Below are 15,346 nucleotides of genomic sequence, written 5' to 3' on the forward strand. Positions count from 1 at the left end.
ATAGTTTGAAGGAAGAAAACGACATTTATTCTAAAAACTGTTTTGAAATATGCTTCATGGGCTTAGAAACATTATAACAGTTAGGACATTCCCATTCTTTTGTTTTAGATTCTGCTATAAAAACATATACACCATCTAAAATTAATAAATCAGTAGCAATTAGATCTGGTAAATCAAGTAATTTTGTGATATTATAAGGTTGCATTTGGTCAAGCTCCTTTCTCTTTTTTTAAGTTGTGGTTACTTAAATAATTAGAGAAAGCTTGCCAAATGCATTTTTATTTTTTAAATTTACATATTTTTCTTCACAACATTAGTCAGAGACCCTCTTATTTTTTAAATAGATTAGTAATACTTTGCCAAATACTTTTCAACTTATCTTGCCAAGATTGCTTATCATGCTGAGACTGAATCAAAAAAGCCTTTAACTGTTCTTCTTCTTGGGGAGTGATATTTCTATTCACCTGTTTAAAATTTTCTGGAACAAAACTAACTTCCTCCCATTTCTCAATATTCAACTTTTTAACAATTTTATCACTACGCTTAATAACTTTAATTCCTCTACTTAACTGATAAATTACTTCAACTCGATTGGAATCTTTACTATGATAAATTTGCTCGACTTCAATTGCTTCTTTACTACCTTTTAGTTTATCTGTCATTTTTCGTTTTAACTCCTTTTGAAATAATTATCTTATGTATCCTAACTTACTATCTATTAAACACTAGCAAGATCAGTTTCAATATTATCAACTCTCCTAGCTAACTTATAAAAAGCTTACCAAATTACCTCTCTTAATCCCCTGCTTAAAGATCTTTTTTATTTCTTCTTTAATTAAATTATATTAAATAATTATCTATATGTAAATTAACATGAAGTTAGTTACCACTTACAATAATCTACCTAACACTAAGTTCAGCTAACCAAAAGAAAACAGACCCCCATCTATCAAGATAAGAGTCTGCTAATAATTAAATATTTTGTTTTAAAATATCACGTCTTACTTATTAACTCTTTAAAGTCTATTAAAGAAATATTTTTTCTAAATAAATTAGTAACAAATTGAACCAATTCTATTAATAATGTACTTCCTCCAGAGACTAATATTATTAACCCCCATTCTCCCCTACTTAATACAGTAGTATTAAATATTTCTTGTAAGAATGGTAGATGTAATACTAAATAATGCATCCCAAAGGAGAAAGCAACTGCTCCTAATAGATATATATTACTTAAGGGATTAATTCGTAGTAGACTATGCTCTTCTGAACGACAACTAAAGACAAAGAATAATTGGGCCATTACTAAGTTCGTAAAAGCTAAGGTTCTAGCTTTTAGCAACGAATCAGTAAATCTAATTCCAAATAAAAATACCAATACTGTTCCTAAAGCAATCAATACTCCTCGTGCACCTATTTTCCATTTTAGTCCATGAGCAAAGACACTCTCCTCTTTATCCCTTGGTTGCCTCTCCATGATATCATCATCAGCTGGGTCTACTCCTAGTGCTAAAGCTGGTAAACCATCAGTTACTAGATTGACCCACAAGATTTGAATTGGAAGCAATGGTAAAGGCAATCCTAACAATGAAGTTAAAAACATAGCCAATATCTCTCCAATGTTACAGGATAACAGATAACGAATGAACTTACGAATGTTATCATAAATTGCTCTACCTTCTTCTATTGCTGCTACAATTGTAGCAAAGTTATCATCAGCCAAGATCAATGCAGAAGCTTCTTTAGTAACATCAGTTCCTTTCTCACCCATTGCAATCCCAATGTCTGCTTCCTTAACTGCTGGAGCATCATTGACACCATCGCCAGTCATTGCTACTACATGACCCTTTTCTTGCAATATCTTTACAATTCGCAGTTTATCTTCTGGAGCCACACGAGCAAAGACAGCTATATCATCTATCTGCTCTTTTAGTTTTTGATCACTCATTTGAGAAAGTTCTTTTCCTGTTACTACCTGATCTCCCTTATTTAATAATTCTAACTGTTTTGCTATCGCCACTGCTGTATTCTTATGGTCACCAGTCACCATTTTAGGAATAATTCCAGCTTTCTTACAATCTATGATTGCACTCTTAACTTCATCTCGAGGAGGATCAATCATACCTACTAACCCTACAAAAATAATATTATTTTCATACTTCTCTAAATTGTTTTGATCTATATTACTACCTAATTTACGATAACCAACTGCTAATACTCTAAGTGCTTGATTAGCTAAGCCTTCATTTTGCCTAATTATCTTATTCTTAATCCTGGAAGTTAATTTTTTAACTTGACCATCTTCTATATAATTGCTGCATCGTTCTAATAAAACATCAGGAGCACCTTTAATAAACAGTTCATACTCCCCTCTTTTTTTACCAATAATAGACATTCTTTTGCGACTAGAACTGAATGGAACTTCTAACACCTTAGAAAATTCAGCTCTTAAATCTTCTTTTTTTAGTCCAACTTTATCCGCTGCTAGAAGTAAAGCTGCTTCTGTAGGATCACCAACCACTTCTTTTTTAGATTCTTCCCCTAAAACATAATCTTTCACTTCATTAATTTTTCCTGACAACGAACTCCCTCTTTTTAGCCTCGCATTATTGCAAATAGTACCAATCTCTAATATCCTCTTTAACCGTGGATTATCAAATCCTTCTACCTGGCAATTAAATAATTGATCAATAGTATATATTTGTTGAACGGTCATTTCATTTTTAGTTAGTGTTCCTGTTTTATCAGAACAGATTACAGTTGCACAACCTAGAGTCTCAACCGCTGGTAACTTTCTAATTATTGCATTTCTTTTAATCATTCTCTGTACACCAATTGCTAATGATAATGTTACAATTGCTGGTAAACCTTCAGGAATAGCTGCCACTGCTAAACTTACTCCTGCTAAGAACATCTTATAAATTGACTCACCTTTGATAACTCCTAAACCTACAACCGCTACACAAGCAATAAAACAGATTAGCACCAACCACTGCCCTAAGTCATTTAACCTTTCTTGTAATGGGGTTTTATTATCTTCAGATTGTTGTAGTAAATCTGCTATCTTACCCATTTCAGTATCAGTACCAGTTGCTGTAACAATCGCTTCAGCTCGCCCTTTAGTGACTATAGTTCCCATATGAATCATATTCTTTCTATCTCCAACTGCTACTTTTCCTTGTAAAGTAGTATTCTCCTTATTTACTGCCATTGATTCTCCAGTAAGTGATGCTTCATTAACCTTCAAGTTATTTTCTTTAATAATTCTTGCATCAGCAGGGATTTTATCTCCCATTTCTACTAAAATTATATCTCCTGGAACCAATTCTTGAGATGGAACCTCTTCAATTGAACCTTCCCGTAAAACTTTTGCTTGAGGTGCTGACAACTCTTTTAAAGCTTGCAATGATCTTTCCGCTCTAACTTCTTGGACAAACCCCATAATCGCATTTAGGATAACAATTGCTAAAATAGCAATTGCATCATCAAATTCTCCTAAAAACCCTGAAATAATAATTGCCCCGATCAAAACCAAGACCATGAAGTCTTTAAACTGTTCCAAAAAAAGACTCAAAACAGAGTAACCACTATTATCTGGAATCTTATTTAAACCAATTGTTTTTAATCTTTCCTCTACCTGGTTAGAATCCAAACCACTGTCTAGATAATTTATTCCAAATTTATTTTTTATTTGTTGAATTGTTATATTGTATAGGCTGTTGTTTGTCATTTATATCCCTCCTAATTATTTTAGATTTAACTAGTCTACTATAATTATCATTATTCAGTTTTTTTTCAAAAAATAACCTCCTAATTAATAAAAACATTTCATATCTGAAATTATAATTGAAAAAAAATAACTATCATGTTAGTATGAGGATAAGAAATTTAGGAAGGAGCTGTTACTATGGCATTAGATGGTATTACTTTAGCAGCAGTAAAGTCTGAACTTAGTAAAAAATTGATTAAAGGTAGAATTGATAAAATATATCAACCACAAAAGCACTTATTAACAATTAGACTTAGACAACCAGGAGAGAATATTAAACTCTTGATCTCTGCTAATCCACAAGAACCACGAATTCACATTACTGACCAGGAATTTGACAACCCTTTACAACCGCCTACTTTTTGTATGTTGCTTAGAAAGCATATACAATCCGGTAGGATCAAAGAAATTAAACAACCAGATTTTGAACGCATTTTAGAGATTACAATTCAATATAAAAATAATAACGGTGAATTAGAGGATAAAATCTTAGTTATAGAACTGATGGGACGACATAGTAATATAATATTACTAAAAGAAGATCGCCAAATTCTTGATAGTATCAAAAGAATAACATCAAATATGAGTCGCTATCGTGAAATACTTCCAGGCAAGAAATATCTACCACCTCCTGGACAAGACAAAAAAAATCCATTAACTACAAACCAACAAGAGTTCAAATCTGTTTTAGAAGAAAAGACGGGCCAACCCATCTATAAAACAATAATGAAGAGTTATCGTGGCATCGGGCCAACAATGGCAACCGAAATTGCTCATCGTAGTCCAGTAAATGAATACGATGATTTAACCAGTTATGCTCAAATTGAAGAACTTTGGCCCAGTTTTAGTGAAATTTTTGAGAAAGTTGGTACTGAAGAGTTTGAACCTACACTTATTTTAGATGAAGCAGGTAACTTTGAAGCCTATGCTGCCTTAGAGCTACAACAATTTGATGATCTAACTAAAGAAGAATTTAATTCCATCAATCAATTACTTAACTTTTATTTCGTAAACAGAATAACCCGAAAGAAGATCAATAATTTAACAAGAAAGATGGAGAATACCATTGAAAAAAATAAAGAAAATGCTTATAAGAAATATAGGCGAGTTAATGGTCAGCTCAAAGGAGCTTATAATGCAGATAAGTACCAATTAAAAGGGGAACTGATTACTGCTAATATTTATCAGTTAGAAAAAGGAATGAAAAAAGTTAAATTACAGAACTATTACTCAGAAAACAATGAAGAGCTGACAATTCAATTAGATCCTGAATTAAGTCCTGCTGAGAATGCTCAATATTATTTTAAAAAGTATGAAAAAGCAAAGAGAAGTATTAAATACCTCAAAAATGAAGTCAGAAAAGCTAAAAATGAAATTAATTATTTAAAACAAGTAGAAACTAATATTGAACAAGCAGAAACACTTACAGAGCTAAAAGAAATTTATCAAGAATTGGTTGACGAGGATTATATTAAAGAACAAAAATCAAATCAAAATAAAAAAGATAAGAAACTGCCTCCATTAAAATTTAAATCAACAGAAGGTCATGATATTTTAGTCGGTAGAAATAATCGCCAAAATGATAAGTTAACTAAAAAAATGGCCAATAATCAAGACCTGTGGTTTCACGTCAAAGAGATTCCTGGTTCTCATGTAATAGTTAGAAATCATACTAGAGACGAAATCCCTGAAGATACAATTCTAGAAGCAGCTCAAATCGCTGCTTTTTATAGTAAAGGAAGAGAATCTAGTAATGTCCCTGTTGATTATACTCAAGTTAAACATGTCAACAAACCAAAAGGGGCCAAACCAGGCATGGTTTACTATGAAAATCAGACTACTTTATATGTTGATCCTGATCAAGAATTAGTTGAGAGTTTGGAAGTAACTGATTAAAAAAGTTGCCTCCAGCAACTCAGTTTAAGTCTAAGATTGAGTTTAAGTAAAACAAACAAATATAAACTAGTAAAAGTTATTCACAACCTCTAAAAAGCATAATTTCCTTAATGATAAAAAAATAACAGGTAGGCTTCTAAGCCTACCTGTCAAAATCCATCTTCATTTCTAAACGCTCTTCTTCTTTTTCAATCTCCCACATATCAGATAAATCAATCTCAGACCAAATTGATTCCTCAATATTAATATGTAACTGCTCAACATCATTATCTAAAGCCAAATTAGAAGCATAAGCTAACAGTTGCTCTACTATTTGAGCTGGCAATTCTTCTTGAGCATAAATATAAACTGATCTCCCATTAAATAAGACTACCACTTCAAAATCATCGACTTTCACTTGGTGCACATATGGGCCAACATAATTTAAGAGCTCCTTTTGACCAGCTTTAAATGATTTTAACCAAGTATAATCCATTGCCCATGGACAACCAACTACTACATTTAAATCTTCTGGTCGCTCAGAAATAGTCAACTCTCCAACCTTTTCAACTTCTACCGTCTCTCTTTGAGCAACTATGTTAACTGATAATTGAGGCTCTTCTCTAATTTCTTTTAATCCTACTTTCTTATAAAGTCCTTTCGATTTATCAGTGTTAGGCCAGGTAATATAACCTTCATAACCTAACCCTTTCATAATAATAGCTGTATAGCGTACTAATTCTATTCCAAACTTTCTCCTCCTAAAATCATCATGTATCTCCAATCTAACTAAATAAACATATTCATCTGTAGATTCAGGTAAAATCAATTCGGCGTAACCAATCACAGCATCATCTAGTACAGCTACAAACATTCTGCCATTGACCTCTTTAATTAACTCAGCATGAAATTCACTTAAATCTTCATCTTTCCACCACAATTTAGGAGTAGTATCCTGATACATCTCATAAATTTTAGAGATATCATCCTCAGTTGCTTCACGTAACAATACCCTTCCCTCATTGGCATAAACATATTGTTGCATCAGCTCACCTCTTTTCATTAAATTAATATCTATTCTAAGCTTGATTAACTACTAGAAAAAAATAGTTTCCTTTAATATTCTTTCTAGATTAATCGCTTTTCACCTTCTTTTTCAGGAAAATTATTCAATCTACAAATATATTATATACACTTTCCTTGAAATTTATGTATAGAATAAAAAATGACTTACGCTCATAGTCTAAGGTTAAGTTTAAGTCTAAGTAAAAATTAAAACTTTATTCTTATATTTTTACTTAGACATTTAATGCTTGACTTAAGCTTAAACTCAACCTCAAACTTAAAAGGCCCCATCTCTGGGGCCAACAACCTTAAATATCTCTACTGCCTGGCTTATCTATCTTTAATCCTCTTGCACACATCGGACAGTCATCAGGCTCATAAGTCTTCACATCCACAGCCAACATTGCTTCAGTAGGAACCCCAAAATCAACCTGACCATTACTTCGATCTACTAAAGTACCTACCGCTGCCAGTTCAGCACCATTCTGTTCAATTACCTCAATTACTTCCCGTACAGACTTACCAGTCGTCAAGACATCATCCACCACTAAAATTTTATCATTAGGATTAATCTTAAATCCTCTTCGCAGAACCATCTCACCTTCTTCACGTTCAGTAAAGATAGTCTTTTGCTCCATTGCTAAACCAACCGCATAGGCAAGAGTAACCCCTCCCATCGCCGGGCCAACGACTAGATCTATATCTAACTCAGCAAATTTAGCAGCTAATCCCTCAGCTAACTTCTGAGCATGAATCGGATGCTGTAACACTTGAGCACACTGTAAATATTGATCACTGTGCAACCCTGAACTTAATTTAAAATGCCCTTCTTGTAAAACCCCAGTCTCTTTAAAAATCTCGATTACTTGTTCCTCTTTCATTTAACATCCCCCCCGCTTGATAGTTGACAGTTTACAGTGTACAGTTGACAGTTAAAATCAAAAATCTAACCCTTTATAATTAAGAGATATTAACTATCAGTTATATATAAACTGCCACTTAAAAGTTTAAGTTTAAGGCTAAGTCTAAGTTTAAGTAAAACCTAAGCCCTTATGCTTTTAACGGTTGGCTTAAACTTAAACTCAACCTCAACCTTAGACTTAAGCTATTTTTTTATGCTCTTTAACTATTCACTATTCACTATTCACTATTCATTATTAACTATTCACTGCTCTTTACTGCTTTCCCTACAATCTCATTTATATCTTGATAATCATGCTCGATTAAATACTCCTCTAGCCCCTTTAAAATCTCCATCGTAACTTCTGGATTGACAAAGTTAGCCGTGCCAACTGAGATAGCGTTGGCCCCTGCTAAAAAGAACTCAATTGCATCCTCAACAGTCGAAATACCTCCCATTCCAATCAGCGGAATGTCAACTGCCTGGGCTACTTGATAGACCATCCTGACTGCTACCGGTTTGATTGCTGGCCCTGATAGACCACCAACCTTATTAGCTAAAATAGGCTCTTGGCGTTCAATATCAATCTTCATTCCCAACAAAGTATTGATTAAAGAGATGATATCCGTTCCTGCTTCCTCTACAGCCTGAGCAATTTCAGTTATATCAACCACATTAGGAGATAATTTAGTGATCAACGGCAATGAAGTCTCTGCTCGAACTGCTTGGACCACTGAAGCTGCCATATCAGCCTCCGTACCAAATGCTAAACCACCTTTTTTAACATTAGGACAAGAGATATTAATCTCGATTGCACCGATCTCTGTCTCAGCCAACTTAGCAGCTAGTTTAGCATAATCCTCAACGGTATTTCCTGAAATATTAACAATCGTCTTAAACTCCTTATCCTTAATCCCAGGTAAAGTCTGCTCTATAAAGTGATCGACTCCAGGATTTTGCAGCCCAATAGCATTCAACATTCCAGCAGGTGTCTCGGCAATTCGAGGAGTAGGATTACCCTTTTTAGGTTGTAAGGTAGTTCCTTTGACCATTACTCCACCTAACTTATCTAAGTCAACATAATTCTTATATTCTAAACCAAAACCAAAGGTACCAGAGGCAGTCGTAACTGGATTTTGTAACTTTAACCCATTCAAATCAACTGCTAAATTTACCTTACTCATCAAAGATCACCTCCCGCAATGGAAAGACTGGGCCAGCTGTACAGGCCTGTTTATAAGTCCAACCATCCTTACCCTCTATCTTGACTTGACAAACACAGGATAGACATGCACCTGTACCACAACCCATTCGCTCTTCTAAGGAAGCTTGTCCAGGAACATTAAAGTCAATTGCCCAATCTCTAATAACCTTCATCATCGGTGTTGGCCCGCAGGTATAAATATAATCCATCTCCTGTTCTAATTCCTCTAAATAATCGGTTACGAAACCTTGCTTTCCTAAACTACCATCCATCGTGGCAACCTTCAGTTCAAGGTCAAATTCTTGAAAACTATCCAAATCTATTACTTCTTCTGCAGTCTCTGCTCCTAATAGTAAGATAACTTCCTTATTCGCTTCTATTAACTTATTGACCAGCGGGTACAAAGGAGCAATTCCAACTCCCCCTCCAATAACCAATACTCTGTTAGTATCTTCAGAAATACTAAATCCAGTTCCTAAGGGTCCCATAATATCTAATTGATCTCCTGGTTTTAAGTTAGATAATACCTTTGTCCCCCGGCCTACAACTCGATAGACAAGCGTTATCGTCTCTTCTTCGTGATTGATCCGATTGATGCTGATCGGCCTTCTTAATAATGGGTCAGAATTTCTCTCTTCAGCTATCCACTTAATATGTACAAATTGTCCAATTTTAGCCTGGGCTACTATCTCTGGTGCTTTAATTACCAACTTGAAATATCCTGGGCCAATCTTCTGCTGCTCAACAATCTCTCTAATTACTCGTTGTGCCATTGAGCTCCCCCCTTTTTTTTAGTTTACAGTTGACAATGTACAGTTGACAGTTAGAATTCAAAACCTTAAAACTCAAAACCTATAAAGATTTTTATGTTTATAAATTTAGCATGGTTTGATTTTAGATTTTTTCTCTCTACTGTCAACTGTAAACTGTACACTATACACTGCTTTTACACGTAGTCTTGTAATGCTTGAACAGTTGCCTCTGCACCTGTTTCTTTATTCTCCTGTAAGACTCGCAAGATTGCTTTCGTTGTGTCAAGTGAAGTCAAGCAAGGAATTCCCATCTCTACTGCATTCCTTCTAATCTGGAATCCATCCCTCGCTGGGACTTTACCTTTAGTCAGCGTATTAACCACTAAATCAACTTCATCTGCTTCTATCATATCAATTACATGTGGAGAACCTTCTGATACTTTCTTAACTTCCTCCACCTCTACTCCTACTTCTTGTAATACCTCAGCTGTTCCAGCAGTAGCTACAATCTCAAAACCGAGTTCAGCAAAATCTTTAATATAAGATATTGCTTCCTCTTTGTCCTTATCAGCAATCGTAGCTAAAATTCTACCTTCTTCAGGAATATCTATATCTGCTGCTACAAACCCTTTATATAGTGCCTTATTATAATCATGATCTAACCCTAAAACTTCACCTGTTGACTTCATCTCTGGCCCTAAGTTAGTATCGACCTTTCTTAATTTAGAGAAGGAGAAGACAGGTATCTTAACTGCTACATGATCCTGTTTTGGTAATAGACCTGTTGGATAACCTAAATCTTTTAACTTCTCCCCTAACATCGCTTTAGTTGCTAAATTAACCATCGGTATTCCTGTCACCTTACTCAAATAAGGAATTGTTCTACTTGAACGTGGATTGACCTCAATCACATAAATCTCGCCATCATGAAGAACATATTGAATATTAACCAATCCTTTGACATCTAGTGCTTGGGCCAACTTTCTTGTATACTCCTCTAGCTTGGCCTCTTGCTCAGCAGTCAATGTCTGAGCTGGATAGACAGCAATACTATCACCTGAATGGACACCAGCTCGCTCAATATGCTCCATAATCCCTGGAATAATTATCTCTTCTGCATCAGAAATAGCATCAACTTCGATCTCTTTTCCAATCATATACTTATCAACCAAGATTGGACGATCTGGCGAAACCTTGACTGCATTCTCCATATATTCTGCTAACTCTTGCTCATCATAGACAACCTCCATTGCTCTACCACCTAAGACATAGGAAGGACGTACTAAGACAGGATAACCTATTTCGTTAGCTATCTTAGCTGCTTCATCCATTGAAGTAGCTACATCACCGATTGGAGTAGGGATTTCTAACTCATTTAATAAGTTAATAAATTTGTCTCTATCTTCAGCAATATCGATTGCTTTGACTGATGTTCCTAGAATATTGACCCCTTCTTCTGCTAATGGCTTAGCTAGATTGACAGAAGTCTGCCCTCCAAACTGAACTACAACCCCTTCTGGTTGCTCTAAGTCAACGATATTCATTACATCTTCTTTAGCCAATGGCTCAAAGTACAACCTATCTGAAGTATCAAAGTCAGTACTTACCGTTTCTGGATTATTATTAACAATAATTGATTCATATCCTTTTTCATGTAATGCCCAAGCAGAGTGAACACTACAATAATCAAATTCTATCCCCTGACCAATTCGAATTGGCCCTGAACCAAGGACTAATACCTTCTTTTCATCCGTTACCTCTGATTCATTAGTTCGCTCATAAGTTGAATAATAATAAGGGGTCTCTGCTTCAAACTCAGCTGCACAAGTATCTACCATCTTATAAGCAGTCTCTATCCCATGCTCTTTGCGGAATTGATTAACTTCTTGCTCTGATTTATCGGTCAAGATTCCAATCTCCCTATCAGAAAATCCAAATCGCTTAACCTCTCTAATCAACTCTGGAGTTAAACCTTCCCCTTCCAATCTCCTCTCTAAGTCAATAATATTCTTCATCTTGACCAAGAAGAAGGTATTAATCTCTGTCAGTTGATGAATCTTTTCAATACTCCAATCTCGACCAAGTGCTTCAGCAATTACGAAAATTCTTCGATCATCTGCTACCTTTAACTTCTCTGTTAACTGTTCATCACTCCAACTTTCTACTTCCTCATGCTTCAATCCAGAAGCTCCCACTTCCAAAGAACGAACTGCTTTCAATAAAGAGGCTTCTATCGTTCGTTCAATCGCCATTACCTCTCCTGTTGCCTTCATCTGAGTTCCTAATTCTCGCTCTGCATAATGGAATTTATCAAAAGGCCAACGTGGAATCTTAGCTACTACATAATCAAGAGCAGGCTCAAAACAAGCTGTCGTCTTCTTAGTAATTGCATTTTCAATCTCATCTAGAGTATATCCCAAAGCAATCTTTGCTGACACCTTAGCAATTGGATAACCTGTCGCCTTAGAAGCTAAAGCACTAGAACGACTAACCCGTGGATTAACCTCAATAATATTATAATTAAAGCTCTCTGGGTCTAAAGCAAACTGAACATTACAACCGCCTTCAATCCCTAAAGCTCTAATAATCTTTAAAGAAGAAGAGCGTAACATCTGATACTCCTTATCAGTTAAGGTCTGACTAGGAGCAAAGACGATACTATCACCCGTATGAATCCCCACTGGATCGAAGTTCTCCATATTACAGACAGTAATACAATTGTTATTAGCATCTCTCATTACTTCATATTCAACTTCTTTCCATCCTTTAATACTCTTTTCAATCAAAATCTGTCCAATCAAACTATGCTTAAAACCACGTGCTGCAATCTCATCTAACTGGTCTGGATTATTGGCAACTCCACCACCAGTTCCTCCCATAGTATAACCTGGTCTTACAATTACTGGATAACCAATCTTGTTAGCAATCTTTTTGGCCTCACCAATTGTAGTTGCAGTCCGACTGGTCAAGATCGGCTCTCCAATCTCATCCATCAAGGCCTTAAATGTATCCCGATCCTCAGCCCGCTGAATCGTATCTAAAGGTGTTCCTAACAACTCTATCCCTAACTCTTCTAAAATACCATCCTCAGATAGATCAATCGCTAAATTCAACCCTGTCTGACCACCTAGAGTCGGTAATAAACCATCAGGTCTTTCTTTCTTTAAAATTTCTTTTATATATTTAACAGTCAACGGCTCAATATAGACTCTATCGGCCATATTCCGATCGGTCATAATTGTAGCAGGATTACTATTAATTAAGACTACTTCTAATCCTTCTTCCTTCAAAGCCCGACAAGCCTGACTTCCTGAATAATCAAATTCTGCTGCTTGTCCAATAATAATTGGCCCTGATCCAATAACCATTACCTTCTTTAAATCTTCTCTCTTTGGCATAATTAACCCCCTCAAAAAATCAGTTGCTAGTTAATAATTGATAATTGATAGTTAACTTCAAAATTCAAAACCTAACAAAGATTTTAACTGTAAATTGTCAATTGTCAACTGTCAATTGTTTTATAAGCTTTTCTCCATCAGTTCTATAAAGTGATCGAATAAATAGTGAGAATCTTCAGGTCCTGGTGCCGCCTCTGGATGATACTGGACAGAAAAGACCGGTAATTCTTTATGCTTCAATCCTTCTACTGTCTGATCATTAGCATTGATATGGGTTACTTCTAAATTTAATCCCTCTAATGATTCATCCTTTAAAGCAAAACCGTGATTTTGAGAAGTAATATAAACTCGATTTGTCTTTAAATCTTTAACTGGGTGATTGACACCTCGATGACCAAACTTCAATTTATAAGTATCTGCTCCACAGGCCAACCCTATGATCTGGTGACCTAAACAAATCCCAAAGATTGGAACTTCGCCCATCAATTCTTTAACTGTCTCTACCACATAAGGTGCATCCTTTGGATCTCCTGGCCCATTAGAAACCATAATTCCATCAGGATTAAAATCTAAAATCTCTTCTGCAGAAGTATCCGCAGGTACCACAGTTACTTCACAATCTCGCCCTGTTAAAGAACGAATTATATTCTTCTTCGCCCCACAATCGATCAAAACTACCTTATAATCTCCGTCTCCTACTTCATAAATCTCATCAGGAGTTACTTGGCTTACTAAATCTCGACCTGATAAACCAGGAGCTGCTTTTGCTTCTGCAATCAATTCTTCTTCTGATTTATCAGCAGTAGTAATAACCCCTTTCATTGTACCTTCAGTTCTTAATCTCTTCGTCAAAGCCCTAGTATCAATCCCTGATATTCCCACAATTCCAATTCTCTTTAAATACTCATCTATCTTCTCTTTGGCCCGCCAATTACTAGGTTGATTACAAAACTCCCTAACTACAAACCCATTAACATGAGAAGTATAAGATTCAACATCTTCATTCGTAACTCCATAATTTCCGATCATTGGATAAGTCATTGTTACAATCTCACCTTTATAAGAAGCATCGGTCAAAATCTCCTCATAACCAGTCATTCCAGTATTGAAGACAATCTCACCTTCAGCTTTATCCTCAACTCCAAAAGCTTGCCCTTTAAAAACGGTTCCATCTTCTAAAACCAACTTTGCTTCTCGCATTTGATAACCCCCTTCAGTTTAATAGCAGTGTACAGTTTACGGTTTACAGTTGACAGTTAAAGACCTTAAAACCTTAAAATTAAAATAACTCTAACTCTGTAGTATAATCCTTTTTAGAAATTTTAATTTTTTAAGCTTTTGATTTTTTCTATCTACTGTACACTGTTCATTGTACACTGTAAACTTATTTTTATACTACCCCCAAGCCAATTTGTCTGCTCCAGCTAAGGCTTGATTGATCGCTTCTTTCATCCCAACTACTGCTTCTTCAGCAGCCTGCTGGTAGTCGTTACTATATTGTTCTTCTTGATAAGCAAAGATAATTCCTCGTGAAGAATTGACAACAGCTCCATAGCCATCTTGGTTAAAAGCAGGTAAAACATCATCTGCTCCTCCACCCTGAGCACCATAGCCAGGTACTAAAAAGTAATTTTGAGGCATTAATTCTCTTAACCTCTCAGCTTCTTGAGGATAAGTAGCTCCCACTACAACTCCTACTGAACTATAACCTCGCTGCCCAATCAAATCCTCTCCCCACTCGACTACCAACTCAGCCAGTCTTTGATAAAGTTTAGCTCCTGTATTTAACTCTAGATCCTGTAACTCACCTGCAGAAGGATTAGAGGTCTTAACCAAGATAAAGATCCCCTTTAGATACTCTTCACAATTCTTTAGAAAAGGGCCAATCCCATCATGACCCAAATAAGGAGTTACAGTTAAAGCATCAGACCTTGCCTTCAATTTTTTATCTTCCCCGATCTCTTGCTGACCTAAATAAGCATCAGCATAAGCTTGAGCAGTTGAACCAATATCATTTCTCTTACCATCTGTTAAGACCAATAAATCCTGCTTCTTAGCATAATCAACCGTCTTCTCAAAAGCTTCAATTCCTGCTGAACCATACATTTCATAGAATGCTAACTGTGGCTTAACAACCGGAGCATGCTCCTTTATTGCATCAATAATCCCACAGTTAAATTCAAATAATGACCACGCAGCAGCCTCTATTGTCTCACCGCATCTCTCTACTGCTTCTTTCTTAATCTCTTCAGGAATCCTATCCAATCGAGGATCAAGCCCTACACAGACATGACTCTGCTTTTGATCTATTTTCCCCATTAATCTATCTGCAAAATTCATTATAACTAACTCCTTTACTTGTTATTAGTTATTAGTAACTTG

11 protein-coding genes are annotated in these 15,346 nt (G+C 35.5%); 1 reads left to right on the forward strand and 10 read right to left on the reverse strand.

All coding sequences use genetic code 11. The annotated features are described in order from the left end of the window. Positions 1-25: 25 nt before the first annotated feature. The 3 genes from MWH28_RS10455 to MWH28_RS10465 all read right to left on the reverse strand — a co-directional run bounded on the left by MWH28_RS10455 (position 26) and on the right by MWH28_RS10465 (position 3,730). A complete protein-coding gene (locus MWH28_RS10455; RefSeq protein WP_248619321.1) occupies positions 26-205 on the reverse strand; it encodes a hypothetical protein in 180 nt (59 codons plus the stop codon). Between the two features lie 124 nt (positions 206-329). Next, positions 330-662: a hypothetical protein gene (locus tag MWH28_RS10460; protein WP_248619322.1), complete on the reverse strand. Its 333-nt coding sequence runs from the start codon at positions 660-662 to the stop codon at positions 330-332. 332 nt (positions 663-994) lie between these two features. Continuing rightward, positions 995-3,730 carry a calcium-translocating P-type ATPase, SERCA-type gene (locus tag MWH28_RS10465; RefSeq protein ID WP_248619323.1) on the reverse strand — a complete coding sequence of 912 codons (2,736 nt, stop codon included), beginning with the start codon at positions 3,728-3,730 and terminating at the stop codon, positions 995-997. 177 nt (positions 3,731-3,907) lie between these two features. On the opposite strand from MWH28_RS10465, the gene MWH28_RS10470 reads away from it, so the two are divergent. Continuing rightward, positions 3,908-5,665, forward strand: a complete 1,758-nt coding sequence (locus MWH28_RS10470; protein ID WP_248619324.1) for an Rqc2 family fibronectin-binding protein — start codon at positions 3,908-3,910, stop codon at positions 5,663-5,665. Between the two features lie 142 nt (positions 5,666-5,807). On the opposite strand, the gene MWH28_RS10475 is transcribed toward MWH28_RS10470, so the two are convergent. The 7 genes from MWH28_RS10475 to pyrF all read right to left on the reverse strand — a co-directional run bounded on the left by MWH28_RS10475 (position 5,808) and on the right by pyrF (position 15,304). Further along, entirely contained in the window at positions 5,808-6,689 is an 882-nt protein-coding gene (locus MWH28_RS10475) for a GNAT family N-acetyltransferase (RefSeq protein WP_248619325.1), read from the reverse strand. A 328-nt stretch (positions 6,690-7,017) separates the two neighbouring features. Then, entirely contained in the window at positions 7,018-7,590 is a 573-nt protein-coding gene (gene pyrE / locus MWH28_RS10480; protein WP_248619326.1) for an orotate phosphoribosyltransferase, read from the reverse strand. A gap of 280 nt (positions 7,591-7,870) precedes the next feature. Further along, complete coding sequence (locus tag MWH28_RS10485; protein ID WP_248619327.1) at positions 7,871-8,794, reverse strand: dihydroorotate dehydrogenase; 924 nt, start codon at positions 8,792-8,794, stop codon at positions 7,871-7,873. Beyond that, the gene (locus tag MWH28_RS10490; RefSeq protein ID WP_248619328.1) at positions 8,787-9,587 is read right to left on the reverse strand and encodes a dihydroorotate dehydrogenase electron transfer subunit; all 801 of its coding nucleotides are present in this window, start codon (positions 9,585-9,587) and stop codon (positions 8,787-8,789) included. The genes MWH28_RS10485 and MWH28_RS10490 overlap by 8 nt, the downstream gene beginning before the upstream one ends. A 173-nt stretch (positions 9,588-9,760) precedes the next feature. Beyond that, positions 9,761-12,964 (reverse strand): carbamoyl-phosphate synthase large subunit, encoded by a 3,204-nt coding sequence (gene carB / locus MWH28_RS10495; protein WP_248619329.1) that lies wholly within the window; start codon positions 12,962-12,964, stop codon positions 9,761-9,763. A 120-nt stretch (positions 12,965-13,084) separates the two neighbouring features. Continuing rightward, positions 13,085-14,164, reverse strand: coding sequence for a glutamine-hydrolyzing carbamoyl-phosphate synthase small subunit (carA, locus tag MWH28_RS10500; protein ID WP_248619330.1), 1,080 nt, complete (start codon positions 14,162-14,164; stop codon positions 13,085-13,087). 195 nt (positions 14,165-14,359) lie between these two features. Next, positions 14,360-15,304, reverse strand: coding sequence for an orotidine-5'-phosphate decarboxylase (gene pyrF / locus MWH28_RS10505; protein ID WP_248619331.1), 945 nt, complete (start codon positions 15,302-15,304; stop codon positions 14,360-14,362). Between the last annotated feature and the right edge of the window lie 42 nt (positions 15,305-15,346).

Origin of the sequence: Natroniella sulfidigena (assembly GCF_023223645.1) — a bacterium.
Taxonomy (GTDB): domain Bacteria; phylum Bacillota; class Halanaerobiia; order Halobacteroidales; family Halobacteroidaceae; genus Natroniella; species Natroniella sulfidigena.